Genomic DNA, 18,692 nt, shown 5'->3' on the forward strand with positions numbered 1-18,692 from the left:
CCCGCGAAAGCTACCGCGGCTGCGTTTTTCGCCCCGCATCCTCATCGCCGCCGAAGAGATTTTTCCGCGCGCTGCGTTTGTCATCAGGCGCGGCTTGGTTCATGGCGATGCAGGCGCTGCGCAGGACTTTATCACCCTCTTTCAGCTCAAAACGCCCGTCGGCGCCGCTTTGCCACGTCCAGTCGTCTAAACGGAAGGCACCGTCGGCTTCGCGATTGAGCACCTTTTTGCCGTCAAGAATTTTGATTGTCGCGCTATAAATGCCCGCCATGTGGGCATATTCGACGTCCATGCCTTCGGCATCGGCGCAATTGTAATGATAAATACGGGCTTCTCCGCTCTGCAAACGCGGCAAATCCAAACCTGCGCTTGTGCCGCAAGCGCTTAATACGAAAGCCGTCGCCAGCCATCCGAGTTTATTGTTCAATGTGTACTCCCTGTTGATTATCCAAATAAAATTTTCCGGCTTGAATCGCCGCAATCCAAGCGGTGGTACGCGAAAAATCGCCTAAAGGGAAGAAATGCAGGCGCACGTCTTCGTCAATGCTGCCGTCCTGTACCGCCTGCGCCAAATCCGCCACCAAGCGCCCCGGTGCCGCTACACCGCCCAACAGACGCCGGAATACGCCCGCGTTTTTAATCAGGAAATTAATCGAAGGCCCGACGCCGCATAATTGCGCATGGCGAATCAAGGCGGCGGTATTCGCCAAGCCCGCTACGCCCAAACGCAGGGGAAAATGAATATCCGCCGCCAATAAGGATTGCCGCCAAGCAATTACCGGCTCGGCTTGGAAACAGAATTGCGTGGCTAAATAATACTCACGCGGATATTGGCGAGCATATTGCCATTTGATTTCTAAGGCGCGGCGCAATTCTTCCGCCTGCACATCGGGATGCCCCTCGGGGTGTCCGGCAAAGCCGATACTGCGCCAATCGAATGGTTCCAAAATGCCGCTGTCTAAAATCTCCAGCGCATTTTGAAACGGCGAACGGGTATGAATGCTGCCGCCTGCCAAGAGCAGCAAATCGCGAATGCCGCCGGCTTGCAAGGCTTCCAAACCCTCCTGCAATTCCGCCTGCGATTGCAGATTGCGCGCCGCCACATGCACGACGGGTGTGAAACCTTGCGCCGCAATCTCTTGCGCCGAGCGCACCGTATCGGCAAATGCCGCACCGGGCAGGAATGTGATGAATACGCGCGTTTGGGCAGGCAGGTATTGTGCCAAGGGCGCTAATTTACTCAGCCCGCGCGGTGTGGTTTCTATCGAAAAATCCTGAATTAATTGCAAAACAGCGGTTTTATTCATCTGTATCCTCCCTAGTTTTTAGGGTGCTAGGCGCACAATCTCCCAATCATTATCGCGGCGGCGATACTCAAAACGGTCATGCAGGCGGCTCGGCTGTCCCTGCCAGAATTCGATTTTTTCCGCGCAAATGCAGTAGCCGCCCCAAAAATCGGGCAAAGGAATTTGCCCTTCTTTAAATTTTTCGCGCATTTTCTGCCATTGCAACATCAGAAAATCGCGCGAATCGATGATTTTGCTCTGCGGCGACGTCCATGCTCCCAATTGACTGCCTGTAGGACGGCTTAAAAAATATTTTAAAGACTGTTCGCGGCTGATTTTTTCCGCTCGCCCCTGAATCTTGACCTGCCGCTGCAAGGCATACCAAGGAAAGGACATCGACACCTGCGGATTATGCGCAATATCCTGTGCTTTCGCACTCTTATAATTGGTATAAAAAACAAAACCCTGCTCATCAAAGAATTTCAGCAGAACCGTGCGCTGCGAAGGCATGCCCTGCGCATCCACAGTCGCCAGAACAAAGGCGTTCGGCTCGTCTATTTTTGCCGCCATCGCCTCGCCCAGCCATTGCTGAAACTGCTCAAAAGGATTATCCGCCAAATCCTCGCGCAGCAGCGGCGCGTGGTCGGTAAAATCCTTGCGAAGATTGCCAATATCCATCGTCCGCTCCTACAAAACCTCGAAGACGCGCCCAAAGGCGGCAATCGTGGCATCAATCACTTCCTCCGTATGCGCTGTGCTGACGAACAAAGCCTCATAAGCCGAAGGCGCAAGATAAATACCTTCTTCCAGCATCAAATGGAAAAAGCGCGCGAATTTCGCCGTATCGACCGTTTGCACATCGGCAAAATTCGCCACCTGCGGCGCTTGCGTAAAGAACAATCCCAACATACCGCAGGTATGATTGACTACCACATCCACCGCATGCGCTTGTGCCGCAGCGCGAATTCCTTCTGCCAAACGCGCCGTCAAAGCCGCCAAATACGGATAAAAGCCTTCCACCTCGGTTAAACGCAAATTGGCAATCCCCGCCGCCATCGCCACCGGATTACCCGATAAAGTCCCTGCCTGATACACGCCGCCCAAAGGCGCTAAATGCTGCATAATCTCGGCGCGCGCGGCAAAAGCGCCTACCGGCATGCCGCCGCCGATGACCTTGCCGAAAGTCAGAATATCCGCCTGAATGCCGAACAATTCTTGCGCACCGCCGTAAGCCACGCGAAAACCGGTCATGACCTCGTCCCAAATCAATAAGACGCCGTATTCGTCGCATAAAGCGCGCAAACGCTGATGAAATTCAAGCGTCGGCGGCACGCAATTCATATTGCCGGCAATCGGCTCGACAATTACCGCCGCCAATTCCCTGCCCTGCGCTTGGAAGATCTGCTCCAATGCCGCCACATCGTTATAGACAGCGGTTAAGGTCTGCGCCGCAAACGCCGCCGGCACACCGGGAGAATTCGGCACGCCGAAAGTCAGCGCACCCGAACCCGCCGCTACCAGCAAACCGTCCGAATGCCCGTGATAACAACCGGCAAATTTCAAAATCTTATCGCGTCCGGTAAAAGCGCGTGCCAAACGCAAAGCGCTCATGGTCGCCTCGGTGCCGGAATTGCACATCCGCACCATATCGATACCCGATACGCGCGCCACCACCATCTCCGCCAATTGCGATTCCGCCTCTGTGGGCGCGCCGAAGCTCATACCCAAAGCCGCCGCTTCCTGCACCGCTTTTACCACCTCGGGATGCGCATGTCCGTTAATCATCGGGCCGTAGGAGCCGACATAATCGATATAGCGCGTCTCATCAATATCTTGAATAAAAGCCCCTTCGGCGCGGCGGATAAACAAGGGATCGCCGCCCACACTAGCGAAAGCCCGCACCGGCGAATTCACCCCGCCGGGAATCACTTTTTTAGCACGTTCAAAAGCCTGATACGAAGCTGGGTATGACATATAATCCTCTCATTTACGATGTTTCAACACGCAGGACGACGCAATAAAGCGCCGCTCTATATTTTGTCCCGAATCAAGAGAGAGCAATCGCTCTCCATTTCATTATCCTCGCTGAAGAAAAGCGTTTCAAGCAATCAAACAACAAAGAATTTTTGATAAATTTTTGGCATTATCTGTGGATGTGGCGGCAATTACAAGCCGATACTGGCAAAATAAATAGATAGAATTTAAGTGGAGCAGGCGCCGCCTTCTTCTAAACGCCGCAAAATCGCAAAATACCGTTATTTGAGATAGTCAGGCAATAACATTGACTTTTCTACCTGATTCAGGCATTATCTGCCGCCTTAAATTTCAAGCAAAAGCTAATTTTATTAGGAGCATTCATGGCAAATTCAGCACAAGCCAAAAAACGAGTCCGCCAAGCGGAAAAAGCCCGCGCACGCAACGCAAGCCAACGTTCTGCAATGCGTACTTCTGTGAAAAAAGTTCTCAAAGCAATTGAAGCCAAAGATTTGGACGCTGCACGCAGCAACTACCAATACGCCGTCAGCCTGCTTGACCGCGCTGCGAGCAAAGGACTCATTCATAAAAACAAAGCCGCGCGCCTTAAAAGCCGCGTGAATGCCAAAATCAAAGCGATTGCCGCTTAAGATTTTCGCCTGCTTTGCTTGTAAACCCGCTTTTTAGCGGGTTTTTTATTGCCTCAAATATTGAAAATGTAATCAAAAAACATGATTATCAAATAGATAGCTAGTCATTCAAGAATCCGACATGTTTCAACACACAGAGCGACACATAAAGCGTCGCTCTACGTGTTGCCCTGAATTGGAAGAGGTTACACCTCTCCCACAAGATTATCCTCCCTAAAGGAAGGGGTTTCAACCAGTAAGGAAATTTTGATGAAAAAATCTACCAAAGACAAAAACCGCAAAAATCTCTGCGAAAAAATCTTTCTTTTATCTGCCGCTTAATGAATATCTATTGCCAAGTTAATAAAATCTCCTTGCCAATCGATACATTTAGGCACAATATATTGTGCATGACAAAACAAAATACACCATATATTGTGAAAAATTCCTTATTTTTCTGTTCCGAAGACATTGTCTGGCAGGAAGTGCCGCAGGAAGCCTCTTTAGCTTTTTTGATTGCCGGCTGTCCGCTGCGCTGCCATGGTTGCCATAGTGCGGATTCTTGGCATCCGCAGCAGGCGCAGGCATTAAGCGCCGATTATTTGCGACAGCGCCTGCACATCTATCGCGGACTCATTACCTGTCTGCTATTTATGGGCGGCGAATGGCAGCCGCAAGCCTTGCAGGAATTGCTGCGCATCGCGCGGGCGCAGGGTTTGAAAACCTGCCTTTACACAGGAGCGGAACTTGAGGATTTGCAGCAATTGACGCCGCCTTTGCTGCCCTATTTGGATTATGTGAAAACAGGGCCTTGGAAAGCGGATTTGGGCGGATTGGACAACCCTTGCAGCAATCAGCGTTTTATCGAAGTCAGCAGCGGCAAGGTATTGAACCATCTGTTTCTCGCCCGCAATGCTAATACCAATACCGTATCGGTTTATTAAACAGGAGGAAAAATGATTCGTTTGGATAATGCGCAAATCGCAGGCAAATTGGATTTTATGCGCCGCTACATCGCGGCAAACAATGCCGCCGACGGCTCGACGATGGATGCCAATGCCAATGTCACGCAGAAAAACATCGCCACGATGGAAGCCGAGCTGATGAAAGATTTCTTTGTGCAAATCAACCGCGCACAAGTATCGGGCAAAATCGCGCAATTATTCGGGCAGGACTGCGCCGATGAATATTTGCGCCAAATCGAAGCACATGAAATTTATGTGCATGATGAAACCAGCCTCAAGCCTTATTGCGTATCGGTAACGCTCTATCCGTTTTTATTGGACGGCTTGCGCACATTGGGCGGCGAATCCGATGCACCCAAACATCTGGCTTCTTTTTGCGGTTCTTTTGTGAACTTAGTATTTGCCATCAGCGCACAATTTGCCGGCGCGGTGGCGACAGTGGAATTTCTCAGCTATTTTGATTATTTCGCCCGCAAAGATTACGGCGATGATTATTTACGCAGCCACCGCGCGGAAATCGCCAATCACTTACAGCAAGTCGTCTATAGCATCAACCAACCGGCGGCGGCGCGCGGCTATCAAAGCGTATTCTGGAATATCTCGGTATATGACCGCCATTATTTTGAAGCGATGTTCGGCAACTTCGTCTTTCCGGATTTGTCGCGCCCCGACTGGCAAAGCGTCTCCGCCTTGCAGGAATTTTTCCTGACATGGTTTAACCAAGAACGCCGCCGCGCCTTATTAACCTTCCCTGTCGTTACCGCCGCTATGCTTACCGCCGAAGGCAGCTGCAAAGACATGCCTTTTGCGCAAATGCTGGCGCAGCAACTGGCAGAAGGCAACTCCTTTTTCATGTACCTATCGGATAATCCCGACTCATTGGCGTCCTGCTGCCGCCTGCGCAATGCCGTTGAAGACCGCAGCTTTTCCTACACCTTGGGTGCGGGCGGCGTCGCGACAGGCTCAATCAACGTCATCAGCATCAATATGAACCGTCTTGAACAAGACGGACGCGATTTGGCGCAAGAAGTCGCCAAAATTCATCAATATCAATACGCCTACCGCAAACTGATGGAAGACTACCAAGCGGCAGGCATGCTGCCGGTCTATGATGCAGGTTTCATCACGCTCGACAAACAATTCTTAACCATCGGCATCAACGGCATGGTCGAAGCGGCGGAATCTCAAGGCATTCGCCCCGGCTATCATGCGCAATACGTAGAATTTGTACAAAGCCGCCTCAAAACCATCTTTGAAGCCAATCAAGCCGCTTCCAAACATTACGGCGTTAAATTCAACACCGAATTCGTGCCGGCGGAAAATCTCGGCGTAAAAAACGCCAAATGGGATAAAGCCGACGGCTACGCCGTCAAACGCGACTGCTACAACTCCTATTTTTACGCCGTGGAAGACGACAGCATCAATGCCCTAGACAAATTCCTCCTGCACGGCAAAGAATTGATTGACTGGCTTGACGGCGGCTCTGCTCTGCATTTGAATCTTGATGAAGCACTACCGGCAAGCGGCTATCTGTCTTTGCTCAATATCGCCGCCAAAACAGGCTGCAACTATTTCTGCGTCAACGTGCGCATTACCATCTGCAATGACTGCGAACACATCGACAAACGCACCTTATGCGCCTGCCCTGCCTGCGGCTCGGACAATATCGACTACGGCACGCGCGTCATCGGCTACCTCAAACGCGTTTCCGCTTTTTCCGGCGGACGGCGTAAAGAACACGCCCTGCGCCATTACCACCGCGAAGCCGCACATGCGGAATAGATAGACTTTATCAAAGGTAACTAAAATTAAAGGAGGTGATGGGGGGGGGGTTGCGTCAAAAATTATAGACACCAAGTTATTACAGGGATAAAAATGGGCTGTTTGAATACATTAAATAACCTAATAGCGCTCTATTAACCATAGATTATTTAGAATCACGGACAAAACGAATTTGCACATGACAGCAGACACATCAACGGTATAGAAAGTTTTTGGAGTTTTACCAAAAGAAGGCTTGCAAAATTTAACGGTGTAAGCAAAAATTTCGAATAGCATTTGAAGGAATGCGAATGGCGCTGGAAGCAGAGTATTGATGATTTAGAAAAACATTTATGGTCGCTTCTGCAATAAATTATACCAATCACCCTGCTAGTCTAGAGCCTCACTGATTACCGTCTTCACTTGATACGGCAACCAGGGCTTAAAAACTGACTCTTATACTCTTTAATCTTACTGGTACCCAACACATCGCCTACCGTCGCATTCGGATGGTTTTGTTGCAAGTAAGCCTCTACCTGTTTTTGGTAATCCTGTATCGCCGTATTGACCGCATCTTGATTCAAGTTTTTCACCAAACCTGTCGTCTCATCCACCGTTACCCTTGTTTTAGCTTTATTTTTCGGCTTTAATGTCAAAGATCAATCCATATTGTCACTGTCAAATAGATTTATATCACTAAATAATACCTTCAAGTAAGGTAGCCAATATTCGTAAAAAAAGGTTTTTTGAGTTTTATCTGGTTTGTCAAAAATGATCTGTTTTTCTTCAAATCTATGGCATAAAAAGAAAGCTATTAAACTTTTTTGTTTATCATCTAATTTGGTAAAATCATTATAATATTCATTTTTAGGATATTCTAAACCCTTTATAAATGGTGGTAAAAGGTGATTTTCCCATGCAAAAAATGATAAATCATTTAGGTTAGTCTTGGTTGGAAACTTTTGCGTTATTGTCTGAATAATAAATTTTGGGATATAAAAATTTCTCTTCGTTGGAGTTGTAAAACTTAAACCCTCATGACTTAAATCGGGAAGATACCAATCTGGTATATCCGTCCATATTTTAAAAGGCTCAATAAATAGTCCTTGTTTTATATTATTTTCAATATAATCGATATGCTGATTTAGTGAGTTACTCCCTTTTATGTAGCTATAGAGAGCTGACCTATCATTCCATAGTTCTTGTTTATCTAAATCTCTAAAGATAGCTATAACTAAGGATTCATTTTCCTCATTTGAGATATCTTTGAAATTTTCATTTATTAATTTAATAAAACGATTTAATTCTATACACATATATAATCTCTTAACAAAATTTCAAAATATATTAGGTTCTGTTGAACATTCATATCTTAAGCCATTGATAAGCAAAGGCTAGAGCCACATTATTTTCAAAGTTTCTTTTTAGCTTAACCTGAGTTCGGGATAAGCCACCTTTATTTAGCAGCCGCCAAAGCATTCTTCCCAAGCATCTGCGGCTTATACGCAAACAAGCAATATGCCGTTAATCCAGAAATCAGATTCAACAAAAATCCCTTCTCTGAACGATGGCGAGTATGTTCAATTTGGCATAGATTCTTTAACTGATCAAAAATTGTTTCAACAACACATCTTTGTTTTAACAACCTTTTTTGTTCAGGACTTTGGGGCGGGGATTTCATATTCTTTTTCTTGCCTGTCAGTAAAGTGATGTTGTATCTCTTTTCTAAGCAATCGCTTAACTCTTTGCTGATATAGCCTCTATCCCCAACCAACAATCCAAACAGTTTGTTTGCCATTTGTCGTAAGCCTTTACGGTCATCAACATTGCCTGGCGTTAGGCAGAAATTGACTAGCTCTCCTACATGATTAAACACTGCATGAAGTTTGAATCCATAGAACCAACCCATGCTGTTTTTGCCACGTTGAGCAATGTTTTTAAACACTTTATGCCTATGAATTCGACGATTGTGACAAACAGATAAGATGGTGGAATCCACGATACTGATGCCTGTACATTTCCCCATTTGAGTACTGAGAAAAACCAACATAGCAGGTAATGCACGTTGTGCTAATTCGATAAATCGATTGTAGCTTGGCATGGTGGGGAATGCTGTTTTCCAAATGGTTTTAATTTGCCATAGATAGTAGCTTTTGAAATCACGTATGCGGATATGGTGGAAATAGATCCATACGGTAATGATTTCGCAAGTGCTGATAGAGGCTTTTCGGTTTCTGCTGTTGGGTTTGCTGATGAGTGTGCGGTTAAAGTCTGCTTCAAATGTTTTACAAAAATCATCTACTTGGCAGAAAAGTGTTGTAAGATGTTCCATGTTAAAGGGCTTTTGTGATGGTTTGTTTTGTCAAAACAGTAGATTATCACAATTGCTCTTTATTTTTTAGTGGGGTGCTTATCCCGAACTCAGGTTAATTTAGAGGACGTTCAGAAATCTGTCTCAGTAACATATATTTATTAATCGCTTACGATTGCTATCTAGCACTCATCCAAGTATAATTAATTTCTTACATATATTGTTTTTAAAAACCAATGAAAAGACTCTTATCATCAATTATATTCATATTTATGTTTGCATCGCATGCTCAAACATCAAATGAAGAAAAACTCTCATATTATGGTTTCGATGGTGAAGTACATAATTACATTAATAAGATTGAAAAAACTGGTAAACGCTCACCTCGAACTGATTGTGTAAATTGCGGAGCTAAAAGCGGCAGTATTGGTGGGATTTATGCCCTGATTGCTATTTTAAGGAATTTGGAGTACGTCCTGACGGTTCCAATCCTGCTAGCAGAGGAGGTGGTGGAGGATTTATTCCCGGTGGCGGTGGTTGTAATGGTTCATGCCATATAGGTGGTGGTTATAGAAGCGGAAGAGGTCGAAAATGACAGACCCTAGATTATCCCCCCACAACTTAGCTGAATTAGACCTGATGCTTGCTGGGAAAAAGAATGTAAGCTATTTCTTCATGGAAATACCCCCAGAATTTCTAATCGGATACAAATATAATAGAGAAATAGAATTTTATGATTTTGCAGAAGACCCCTGTGTTTATATTTTTTATTTAGTAGGACACAGAAAGAGCGCTATAAGACTAGAACAGCTCATAAAAGAAACTCGTAAAACCAAAGAATTAAATGAAGCAGTCGAAAGAGAAATAGGAGAAATCTTAGGATACTCAAAAGAAGAAATTGACTTCTACATTGAAACACAGAAAAAGAGATATAAAGCCCGCAGCTAATTTTCCCTATAACGAGGGCATTAAGAGCGGATAAAGCAATCTGAATGGTATTATCCTATTTAGCCTTTAAAATTTTTCGCCAGTTTGGATTCTTAAATCCGACAAATTGATACTTCAAGCAATGTCGGATACAAGTATCCGACCTACCCGATTGAAAAGTGATTAATTTTGTCATGAATTTACTATGAATATCCTACCTGATAACTCATTGAAAAACACATAAGCCATTCAGCGCGGTGAAGCAATCCGAATGGCTTTATCCTATTTAGCCTTTAAAAGCCGGCAATAGTTCCAACATATTCATAAAGTGGAAAATCATTACCGCCACGCCGTAAATAATCACGGCAATGACCATGCCCGAACCGCCGACGGTTTTAAATCCGCCCGCATTCGGATGACGTTTGCGCACTTTGCTCACTAATAAGGCGGGGATAATGCAAGCCCAAATGGTCGCCGCCGCCCCTGCATAGCCGATGGCAATGACAAAGCCGAAGGGGAAGAGCAAAGATAAAATTAAAGGCGGCACAAAAGTGAATAAACAGGTAATGAAACGTCCTTTTTTATCATCGCTGCGGTGAAAGAAATCGGCGAGAAAATCAAATAATCCCAAGCCTACGCCGATAAAGGAAGACAGTATCGCGGCGATGGAAAAGGCGTGAATGGTTTGGGCGACGGTTTTGGATTCGATGGCATTTCCCAATGCCGCCAATAAGGCTTCTATTTCGCCGCTTTTTTCAATCACAGGGGCAAATTCCGCACGCGGCAAATTGCCGAATATGCTGACTAACCAAATGATATAAAAACCTAAGGCGATAGAAGTGCCGCCGATAATGGCTTTTTGCGCTTTGTGTTCGTCGCCGTAATAAATCCGCATGGAGGCGACGGAGTGATGATAGCCGAAAGAGACTAATGCCACAGGCAGCATGCCGAAGAAATACGGCAGATAGGCGCCATCGGCATTATGGCTGTCAAATAAAATATCCAGTTTAATATTTGCCGCCATGCCGGAGATGCTGAAGATAAAACTCAAGCCCATAAAAATAATCAGTATGGTGGAAATTCTATCGACCAGCCTTGTGGAATGCCAAACAACCGCGGCAAATATCAGCACAAATATTATCGACATGACTTTATTATTGATTTGCGTGAGCTGCTGCAAAATACCGCCCGAGGTCGTGATATAGGCATATAGTAAGATGCCGCCGACAAAATATACGGAAATATCATTAATCATATTCAGTTTTTTGCCCAATAAATCATTGGTTACCGTATCGAATGAGGCATGAATATCATAATGCTTGAATGTTTCTAATAACATCAGACCGGAAATGGTCATAATCACCATTGTTAAGATAATGGCTGCCAAAGATACCCATGTCCAAGCCCCTGCGCCGGAAGTGGGCAAGCCCAGCATGCCCGCCCCTACGCAAACACCGGCGATAATACAGGCACCGCCGAAAATAGAAGGTGTTTTTTCCATAGCGAAATCCTTTTTCTTAGACAAAAAAGGCGCGACAAATGTCGCGCCCCCTTGATGTTAAATTTCTTTCAGTCTTGCCGTGAAATGCCGCAGGACTTTCGGCTCGTAAGTGAAGTCCAAACCGCGAATTTTAGCGACATTTTCTTTCACGCGTCCAAAGGCTTCAATGATAAAGTCCATATGGGTTTGCGTGTAGGTGGCGCGCGGAATGGTTAAGCGCAGCAATTCCGCAGGGCATGGCAGTTGCTTGCCTGTTTTCGGATCGCGTCCCAATAAGAAAGACCCGATTTCCACCGCTCGAATACCGGCTACCCGATAGAGTTCGCAAGACAATGCCTGCGCGGGGAATTGTTCGGCAGGGATATGCGGCAGCAAGCGTCCTGCATCCACAAAAGCGGCATGTCCGCCGGGCTGCTGGCAATAAATGCCGATAGCTTCCAAACCTTCGACCAGGTACCGCACTTGGGCAATGCGGTATTCCAGCCAGTCTTGGCGCATACCGTCGCGCAGACCGACGGCTAAACGTTCCATCGCACCGCCTTCCAAGCCGCCGTAAGTCGGGAAGCCTTCCTGCACCACGCATAAGGTGCGGCAGGCATTATATTCTTCCAGCCATTTCTCGTCTTTAAAGCAGAGCAGACCGCCCATCGGCACCATGGCGTCTTTTTTTGCCGACATCGCCAGCATATCGGCGTATTTGTAGGATTCGTAGGTAATTTGCTCAATCGTCCAATCGGCATATTCTTTTTCACGCTGCTGAATAAAATAAGCGTTTTCGGCAAAGCGCGCGGAATCCATGACTACCGGAATATCGTATTTTTTCGCGATTTCATAAGCGGCTTTCATATTGGCGATAGATACGGGTTGTCCGCCGGCGGAATTGCAGGTAATCGTCAGCACGATATAAGGCACATGTTGCGGACCGATTTCCTGAATGCTTTGTTCTAATTTTTCCAAATCAAAATTGCCTTTGAAATCTTCATAGACTTTGGTATTAAAAGCATTCGGCGTATAAACATTGCGCGCAACGCATTGATTGATTTGCGTATGCCCCTGCGTGGTATCAAAGAAATAATTGGAAATCGCGACCATTTTGCTGCGGTCGCCGCCTTTTTCGCGCAGGCATTTTTCAATCAATACGGGAATATAGACCTGCTCCGCTCCGCGACCTTGATGCGTGGGAATGGTGTATTCATAACCGAAAATCTCTTTTACCGCCTTGCACAAAGCATGATAACTGCGGCTGCCGCTATATGCCTCGTCTCCGCGCAGCATTGCCGCCTGCATGTCTTGAGTGACGGCACCTGTTCCGCTATCGGTTAATAAATCGATGAATACGTCTTCGCTGTCTAATAAAAAAGGATTCATGCCGGCGCGTTTCAGCGCTTCTTCACGGTATTCAATGGTCGTACGTTTGACGGGTTCAATAACGCGGATGCGGAAAGGTTCTGGTAAATGTTTAAAATTGTCCATAGTGTATCCTTAATAATCATTCAAATATTATTTATATACTCAAAAATTTTGAATAGATTTCAGGCTTCCAAAAAATAATGGTATCCGGAGAATTTAATCAAATTTTTTGCAGAAAAGATAATGAAATCCGCAATTAAGCGAATACAGAAAGAATAAAAGACTATGGAAAATAGAATGCCATTTTATGGTCTTGAATAAACCAAGGCAATAATACGCGATTGCGTATAAAACGCAGGAAAACTTTTATGATGGCTTTCATAAAATCCTCCTTTGCCAAGAATGGCGGCAATCCTAGCATAAGGAGAAAACACTGTCCATAGAAAAATGTGAAAAAACGAGCTCTTTACGTTAATTTATTGCTTTTTATATGAAAACATCTAAAAAACACAAAAACTCGCTCAAATTTCCTCATGTAGACATGGGTAAAGAAGTGAAAGAACTGCGTAACATCGTAGTCATTTTTAATTCTTCGACTATAGTCGAAGATTTGAAAAACTGGCACAAGGCGGCGAGCCGCAGGCAGTACAGAGCGTACAGCAAGGCGAACCAAATCCGTAATATTTTTTTAATTCTTCGACTATAGCAAAAAACAGCGGAATTTATTCATCCGCTGTTTTGGCATTTTATTAAAGCAGCTATGCTTTCGGCATAGCATATTTTAAATATTGAAGAATGATATTTACACCACAATAAAGCTGTTATTATCTAAATTCAAATTGAGTGATAATGTAGCAAAATGTATGGCATCGGTATGACCGCTTCCATCAGCGTCATAACTAAGCGCGCCGCTGGCTTTGTCATAAAATACATAGTCATTCCAGTTACTCATCGTATTATCCGTTAAGGATGCAAAGACAGATTTAGATAAGGAAATAATATCTTCGCCTACCGTGAAATCTTCAATCTTTGTAATACTACCGTCTAATTCGGTATTAAAGACAAAAGTATCTTTGCCCAAACCGCCTAATAAAATATCATTACCGCTGCGCCCTTCTAAAATATCGTCGCCATCGCGGCCTTCTAAACGATTATCTGCGCTATTGCCAATCAAATGATTGTCCTCATTATTGCCAATACCTTCAGATGCTCCGGTTAAAAGCTGCAAATCTTCAACGTGATCGCTTAAACGATAGTCAACGCTGCTCAATACTTTATCTCTGCCTTGACCGGCATATTCGATAACTTCGTCATCTTTATTATCCACAATAAAAATATCATTGCCGGCACCGCCCAGCATCACATCGGCTCCGATACCGCCATCGATGTAATCATCGCCTGCGCCGCCGTCGATACGGTCATTGCCCGCACCGCCTTCTATATGATTGGTCGCATTATTGCCAAACAAAATGTCATTAAAGGCAGAACCTTTAAGATTCTCGATTTGCGTGTTGTAACCGATAAATACTTGATCGTCAGTAAAATCATAATCTTCCGGCACTTCTAATGGCTGACCGTTAGAACTGCTGATAAGTTTGGCTCGATTATTGACTATTTCGGCCACAAGAAGATGATCATTAGCCGTGCGCCCTACGCCGAAATAATCGGCTTTATTGCTGGCAAAATTACGAATCACGCCGAATTTCGAACGGTCCAACTGCGCCAACCAGGTATCGAATTCATTCCAAGCCGGCAGATGTTTGCCGTTATAACTGCGCGATCCCGGCGTCAGATTCACATAAACGCCGTTTTTTTCCTGCGAGGCGTCAAAAGTATCGACACCGCCGCCGTCCCAAATATAAATATCATTATCGGCGCTAGACTGATTAAAGGTTTTAAAGCCGTAAGTATCATTACCTTTACGTGCGTTTTGGCTCACGCCGAAGCGGTAATGCAAATAAGCCAAATCAAAGAGCCGCAAATCTTGGCTGCCCACGAAATCATGGGCGCTTTCGTAAGATAGCAGCGTTACTCCCAGGCTTTCATCTTCAGAGAATTCCAGAGGGGTTTTATATGGCGTAGAATTTTCAGGAAAACCTCTAAAAGGATGCGTCATACCGAAAGTGTGCATCAGTTCATGCGCTACTGTGACCCAACCGTCTTTAGAATTCAGACTGCCCTGCCGAATAACATTATTATCTCCATCTCTTCCGACGATGCGACCGTTATCGCCATAGACTTCATTACTGATAACGACATCTCCGCCGAAAGTGGCAAAGCCTAAAGTAGCTCCTTTTGAAATATCGCCATTATTCAAATTCACGAGATAAAAACCGAAATCCGCATCTCGGACATACGGCTTCTCAACGAATTTCACGTCAATATAATCTTCAAAGGTTTTTAGCACTTCGCGAACAATCGCTTGATTGCCGGCGGTAAAACGGGTATTGGTTTCCGATTTATTATTCACCTTAACGCTGTCTCCATAGCTGCCGAAACTATAGCTAATTATTTTAGTACCGTTTGGATTACCGAATTCATATTTTTCTAAACGTTCTCCAATCGCATAACGATAACCGTAACTCTCTTTGTAATGCTCGATATCCAATACCTGCATAAAATAAGGCAAATCATTAAAATGTTTTAAGCGACCGCTATGATGTTGCATAGCGCCATTAGCGGCAGAGGCGAGAGCCGCATACTCAGAACTGCTTACGGTAACGGTTTCGCCTGCGGCATTTTGCGATTCGACAGTCGCTTGGATTTTAGCCAAACCTTTCTCTCCCCGGCCTTGCAAATCCGCCGTGTCGATTTTCGCCGTAAAACTCAAATCATTATTGACTTGGGCCTTGTAAGTATTACCGGCAATGACCAGATTAACGTTATCGCTTGCTTTTACCGCCGCACCGCTGATTTTTCCATGCACCTCGGTATAAAGACTCTCTTTTAAAGCCGCGCTGTTAATCCGATAACCGTTTTGAGCATCACCGGTTAAATAAACATTTTTTTCCAGATGGATATTAGTATTATCTTCGGTTAGCTCACCTGCCGTTTTCAAATTAGCGACTTTTGAATAACCGGAATAATAACTTTCCTCTAAATTATAATATTTATCTGCCGCCTCAATGGAATAAGAAATTTTTTTGCCATTTGCCGCAATCAAATCCTCGGCTTTTATATCGGCAAAGAAAGTTTGGTTTTCTTCATTAATACCTGCTTCGTATTTTTTATCGCCGATATTCAATGTAATCGATTTAATCCTTCCGATATTGCGCCCAATTGAGAACTGCTGATCAAAGACTTCCAGCGTTCCGTTTATCCGCACCACATTCTCGCCATTGCTAAAGCCGATAATACCCTTACCGTCTTTGCCAATTGAAAGAATCTCGATTTTTGCCTGCGCATTATCGGCAACGGTAAATACTTTTTCACCGGTGACTAAGGCGCCGTCGACCTGTGCGCGCAGGCTGCCGGCGCCCGCCTCGGCAAAAGCGCTGCCATTGATATGGCTTGTAAAGCGTCCGCCTGCTTCTACGGTTGCCGTCACGCTCTGCTTACCTACGATTAAGCTGATTTTCTCGCCTTCTTGGGCATTGCTGATCGTGCCGCTCAATGTGATATTTTGTTTTGCTTCATGAGCATTGATAAAGTTGTCGCCTGTAATATCATCAAATGCTACATTTAACGTTCTGCCCGGTATTTCAATATGATAGCTTTTCGCCGTACTTCTTACCTCACGGCTGTTACCGGCCTGATCATGGGCCTCAACCGCAGCAACCAAGGTTTTATCGCCTAAATCATAAAGCGATTTTCCGGCAATCTTGACCTCAAAATCACCGCCTGTCTGCACGGTCGATTTGCCTAAGCGCTGCGTGCCCGCATAAATGCTCACCGCATCGCCCTGCTTAAATTCGCCTTCAATGCGTCCTTTCACGACGACATCCTGCGCGATTTCCGCTACAGAAACCCGATTGTCATCGCCGGCAATGCTCTCAATTTGCGCGCTTGCCTCCAATTGCGTATCTACTTGATACGTCAAAGGTAAAGACTGCGCTGTTTTGCCGTCTACACGAATCACCGCATGAATTCGATTACCGCCTTCTGCGCCGGCCAAGTCCTTGCCTTGAAGCGTCAATTGCCAAGTTTTATCTGCCGCATGAGGCGTCGCCTGTCCCAACAATACATTATTTTTATAGACTTCAATCTTGAACGGATCAAGCGCTGCATATTCGTCATGAGCATAAACGCCTCGAATAATAACGGATTTATTCAAATCATTGGCATTAATCAAACCGTCATCCACCGCCGCCACGGTAATGCTAGGCTCAATCTGAGAAGCATCAATCTCATACGGCTGCTCCGTCGTCTGCGTTGTAGGATTGCCCGCCTTATCAAGCGCTTTAATACTGGCGCTGACTTTTTGCTGCCCCCGAAGAACTGCGCCGTCAACCTCCAAACGAAAGGTTTTATCCGATTCGTTTATAATGACTTTCGGATTTAAACCGGCAGAAGAATAAATATTGCTGCCGATGCTAAGCTCAATCTGTAAATCGGCTAAATCTTCTGCCTGCACTTGATAAGAGCCGTTAATAACAAAAGTCTTACTTAATTGCTCCTGACTCAGCTTACCGCTGCCTATCGCATTGAGGCTGATGCTGATTTGCGGCGCTTGCAAATCCACCTGATAGGTCTTGCTTTCTTCGGCGAGTTTTGTCGTATCCTTATCCATGATTTCGACTTTGACCTTATCGCCCTGCACAACGCCGCTGCCTGCAAAATCCACCGTAAAATTGCCTTCATTATCGATTTTGATTTGATCGCGTGTTGCCACGCAAGCCACACAGCCGCAGGTAATTTTAATCGCATCTTCAATCAATAAGCCTTTAATTTTACCGCTTACGGTAATATTGCCGGCAGATTCTTCGATATTCACCACATTATCTTGCGTGACATCATCAATGCTGATGCTCGGCATCAAGCGGTAATCTTGGCTACCGCTAACCGTTGCTGATTGTCCATTTGTCTGCGTACCCTTAACCGTTGCGCTGATTTGACTATGATTGGACAATGTCGCCCCGTCCACCTCAAAGCTAAAACCGCCGTTTTGCAACTGTGCGCGATAGTGATTGCCGCCGATATTCAGCACAACTTCCGCGCCGTCTTGCATATGGCTGACCTTGCCGACAATCATCTGTTTTTGTGCCGCCTCTGCGGTATCAATCAAATTATCACCCGTGATTTTTTCAAATGTCACTTTGGAAACCAAAGCATTTGGCGTATTTGGCGTATTTGGCGTATTTGGCGTATTTGGCGTATTTGGCGTATTTGGCGTATTTGGCGTATTTGGCGTATTTGGCGTATTTGGCGTATTTGGCGTATTTGGCGTATTTGGCGTATTTGGCGTATTTGGCGTATTTGGCGTATTTGGCGTATTTGGCGTATTCGGCGTATTCGGCGTATTCGGCGTATTCGGCGTATTCGGATTTGCAGGAGTCTGCGCCTTAGTATCGGCATCATTCTTATCGCTGCCGCCGGCTGCGCTCAAACCAATCGCGCCCACCGCCGTCGCAATCCCCAGACTTGGCAGCAAGATACTGCTTGTTTGCACTTGGCTTGCCTGCAAAGCCGCCTGCGGCGTGCCTTCAGGCAGCGTGGCAAAGCTTTGATTTGCCGTTTCAAATACCGTCAGCTGACTAGCGTCGCTGATAAAGCCGCCTTGATACGCCGTGATCGCATGGTCTTCGATAATCAGCAAAGGCTCGGAGACACCCTCTTTCAAAATCCATAAATCATTGCCTTTGATAATAAATTCCGGATTATTAATCAGGCTGCCGTTCTCTGCCAACAGTTGATACTGCATATCGCCCAAGGCTTTCAAATGCACGGTTTGACCGCTGCTTAAATGAATCGATGAACTAAGCCCTTCGCCGCGATAAACATGAAATACGTAGGCAGCCATATTGTCTCCTGAATGATTCAAAAATAAGA

Annotated in this window: 17 protein-coding genes and 1 pseudogene; 7 read left to right on the forward strand and 11 right to left on the reverse strand. The window is 45.5% G+C overall.

The window, feature by feature from the left end; genetic code table 11:
* Positions 1-10 precede the first annotated feature (10 nt).
* Genes DYC63_RS01050 through hemL form a run of 4 tightly spaced genes read right to left on the reverse strand, consistent with a single transcriptional unit; the run spans position 11 to position 3,260 of the window.
* A complete protein-coding gene (locus DYC63_RS01050; protein ID WP_115217536.1) occupies positions 11-427 on the reverse strand; it encodes a hypothetical protein in 417 nt (138 codons plus the stop codon).
* Entirely contained in the window at positions 417-1,307 is an 891-nt protein-coding gene (locus tag DYC63_RS01055; RefSeq protein ID WP_115217537.1) for a methylenetetrahydrofolate reductase, read from the reverse strand. The genes DYC63_RS01050 and DYC63_RS01055 overlap by 11 nt, the downstream gene beginning before the upstream one ends.
* 18 nt (positions 1,308-1,325) lie before the next feature.
* A complete protein-coding gene (gene pdxH, locus DYC63_RS01060; protein WP_115217538.1) occupies positions 1,326-1,964 on the reverse strand; it encodes a pyridoxamine 5'-phosphate oxidase in 639 nt (212 codons plus the stop codon).
* 9 nt (positions 1,965-1,973) lie between these two features.
* Complete coding sequence (hemL, locus tag DYC63_RS01065) at positions 1,974-3,260, reverse strand: glutamate-1-semialdehyde 2,1-aminomutase (protein ID WP_115217539.1); 1,287 nt, start codon at positions 3,258-3,260, stop codon at positions 1,974-1,976.
* A 383-nt stretch (positions 3,261-3,643) separates the two neighbouring features.
* Between hemL and rpsT the strand changes: the two genes are divergently transcribed.
* The 4 genes and pseudogenes from rpsT to DYC63_RS12790 all read left to right on the forward strand — a co-directional run.
* Positions 3,644-3,910, forward strand: a complete 267-nt coding sequence (rpsT, locus tag DYC63_RS01070; RefSeq protein ID WP_115217540.1) for a 30S ribosomal protein S20 — start codon at positions 3,644-3,646, stop codon at positions 3,908-3,910.
* A 389-nt stretch (positions 3,911-4,299) separates the two neighbouring features.
* Complete coding sequence (gene nrdG, locus DYC63_RS01075) at positions 4,300-4,833, forward strand: anaerobic ribonucleoside-triphosphate reductase activating protein (protein WP_115217541.1); 534 nt, start codon at positions 4,300-4,302, stop codon at positions 4,831-4,833.
* Positions 4,834-4,845: 12 nt separating this feature from the next.
* Positions 4,846-6,636 carry an anaerobic ribonucleoside-triphosphate reductase gene (gene nrdD, locus DYC63_RS01080; RefSeq protein WP_115217542.1) on the forward strand — a complete coding sequence of 597 codons (1,791 nt, stop codon included), beginning with the start codon at positions 4,846-4,848 and terminating at the stop codon, positions 6,634-6,636.
* Between the two features lie 153 nt (positions 6,637-6,789).
* A pseudogene (locus tag DYC63_RS12790) lies at positions 6,790-6,987 on the forward strand (IS1595 family transposase); the annotation flags it as partial.
* Between the two features lie 47 nt (positions 6,988-7,034).
* On the opposite strand, the gene DYC63_RS01090 reads toward DYC63_RS12790, so the two are convergent.
* The 3 genes from DYC63_RS01090 to DYC63_RS01100 all read right to left on the reverse strand — a co-directional run bounded on the left by DYC63_RS01090 (position 7,035) and on the right by DYC63_RS01100 (position 8,947).
* Positions 7,035-7,271: a hypothetical protein gene (locus DYC63_RS01090; protein ID WP_115217543.1), complete on the reverse strand. Its 237-nt coding sequence runs from the start codon at positions 7,269-7,271 to the stop codon at positions 7,035-7,037.
* 3 nt (positions 7,272-7,274) lie between these two features.
* Positions 7,275-7,931 carry a hypothetical protein gene (locus DYC63_RS01095; protein WP_115217544.1) on the reverse strand — a complete coding sequence of 219 codons (657 nt, stop codon included), beginning with the start codon at positions 7,929-7,931 and terminating at the stop codon, positions 7,275-7,277.
* A gap of 140 nt (positions 7,932-8,071) precedes the next feature.
* Entirely contained in the window at positions 8,072-8,947 is an 876-nt protein-coding gene (locus DYC63_RS01100; RefSeq protein WP_115217545.1) for an IS982 family transposase, read from the reverse strand.
* Positions 8,948-9,198: 251 nt separating this feature from the next.
* Here DYC63_RS01100 and DYC63_RS01105 point away from each other — a divergent pair, with 251 nt between their 5' ends.
* Positions 9,199-9,486: a hypothetical protein gene (locus DYC63_RS01105; RefSeq protein WP_115217546.1), complete on the forward strand. Its 288-nt coding sequence runs from the start codon at positions 9,199-9,201 to the stop codon at positions 9,484-9,486.
* A gap of 31 nt (positions 9,487-9,517) precedes the next feature.
* Positions 9,518-9,874, forward strand: coding sequence for a hypothetical protein (locus DYC63_RS01110; RefSeq protein ID WP_115217547.1), 357 nt, complete (start codon positions 9,518-9,520; stop codon positions 9,872-9,874).
* Between the two features lie 265 nt (positions 9,875-10,139).
* Here DYC63_RS01110 and DYC63_RS01115 read toward each other — a convergent pair whose 3' ends face one another.
* The 3 genes from DYC63_RS01115 to tnaC all read right to left on the reverse strand — a co-directional run bounded on the left by DYC63_RS01115 (position 10,140) and on the right by tnaC (position 13,086).
* Positions 10,140-11,354, reverse strand: coding sequence for an aromatic amino acid transporter (locus DYC63_RS01115; protein ID WP_115217548.1), 1,215 nt, complete (start codon positions 11,352-11,354; stop codon positions 10,140-10,142).
* 57 nt (positions 11,355-11,411) lie between these two features.
* The gene (gene tnaA / locus DYC63_RS01120; protein ID WP_115217549.1) at positions 11,412-12,827 is read right to left on the reverse strand and encodes a tryptophanase; all 1,416 of its coding nucleotides are present in this window, start codon (positions 12,825-12,827) and stop codon (positions 11,412-11,414) included.
* Between the two features lie 160 nt (positions 12,828-12,987).
* Entirely contained in the window at positions 12,988-13,086 is a 99-nt protein-coding gene (gene tnaC, locus DYC63_RS01125) for a tryptophanase leader peptide (RefSeq protein ID WP_115217550.1), read from the reverse strand.
* Between the two features lie 108 nt (positions 13,087-13,194).
* Here tnaC and DYC63_RS12795 point away from each other — a divergent pair, with 108 nt between their 5' ends.
* Positions 13,195-13,410, forward strand: coding sequence for a hypothetical protein (locus tag DYC63_RS12795; protein ID WP_115217551.1), 216 nt, complete (start codon positions 13,195-13,197; stop codon positions 13,408-13,410).
* A 96-nt stretch (positions 13,411-13,506) separates the two neighbouring features.
* Here the strand turns inward: DYC63_RS12795 and DYC63_RS01135 are convergent, their stop codons facing one another.
* A complete protein-coding gene (locus tag DYC63_RS01135) occupies positions 13,507-18,663 on the reverse strand; it encodes an Ig-like domain-containing protein (protein WP_115217552.1) in 5,157 nt (1,718 codons plus the stop codon).
* Between the last annotated feature and the right edge of the window lie 29 nt (positions 18,664-18,692).

The sequence above is a fragment of the Suttonella indologenes genome (genome assembly GCF_900460215.1).
GTDB classification, from domain to species: domain Bacteria; phylum Pseudomonadota; class Gammaproteobacteria; order Cardiobacteriales; family Cardiobacteriaceae; genus Suttonella; species Suttonella indologenes.

Excerpts from the sequence above, each read along its gene's own strand:
- DYC63_RS01105 (WP_115217546.1), top strand. The coding sequence starts at position 9,199 with ATGTTTGCATCGCATGCTCAAACATCAAATGAAGAAAAACTCTCATAT.
- DYC63_RS12795 (WP_115217551.1), top strand. The coding sequence starts at position 13,195 with ATGAAAACATCTAAAAAACACAAAAACTCGCTCAAATTTCCTCATGTA.
- tnaC (WP_115217550.1), bottom strand. The coding sequence starts at position 13,086 with ATGAAAGCCATCATAAAAGTTTTCCTGCGTTTTATACGCAATCGCGTA.
- DYC63_RS01055 (WP_115217537.1), bottom strand. The coding sequence starts at position 1,307 with ATGAATAAAACCGCTGTTTTGCAATTAATTCAGGATTTTTCGATAGAA.
- DYC63_RS01095 (WP_115217544.1), bottom strand. The coding sequence starts at position 7,931 with ATGTGTATAGAATTAAATCGTTTTATTAAATTAATAAATGAAAATTTC.
- tnaA (WP_115217549.1), bottom strand. The coding sequence starts at position 12,827 with ATGGACAATTTTAAACATTTACCAGAACCTTTCCGCATCCGCGTTATT.
- DYC63_RS01115 (WP_115217548.1), bottom strand. The coding sequence starts at position 11,354 with ATGGAAAAAACACCTTCTATTTTCGGCGGTGCCTGTATTATCGCCGGT.
- nrdG (WP_115217541.1), top strand. The coding sequence starts at position 4,300 with ATGACAAAACAAAATACACCATATATTGTGAAAAATTCCTTATTTTTC.
- hemL (WP_115217539.1), bottom strand. The coding sequence starts at position 3,260 with ATGTCATACCCAGCTTCGTATCAGGCTTTTGAACGTGCTAAAAAAGTG.
- nrdD (WP_115217542.1), top strand. The coding sequence starts at position 4,846 with ATGATTCGTTTGGATAATGCGCAAATCGCAGGCAAATTGGATTTTATG.
- pdxH (WP_115217538.1), bottom strand. The coding sequence starts at position 1,964 with ATGGATATTGGCAATCTTCGCAAGGATTTTACCGACCACGCGCCGCTG.
- DYC63_RS01110 (WP_115217547.1), top strand. The coding sequence starts at position 9,518 with ATGACAGACCCTAGATTATCCCCCCACAACTTAGCTGAATTAGACCTG.
- rpsT (WP_115217540.1), top strand. The coding sequence starts at position 3,644 with ATGGCAAATTCAGCACAAGCCAAAAAACGAGTCCGCCAAGCGGAAAAA.
- DYC63_RS01100 (WP_115217545.1), bottom strand. The coding sequence starts at position 8,947 with ATGGAACATCTTACAACACTTTTCTGCCAAGTAGATGATTTTTGTAAA.
- DYC63_RS01135 (WP_115217552.1), bottom strand. The coding sequence starts at position 18,663 with ATGGCTGCCTACGTATTTCATGTTTATCGCGGCGAAGGGCTTAGTTCA.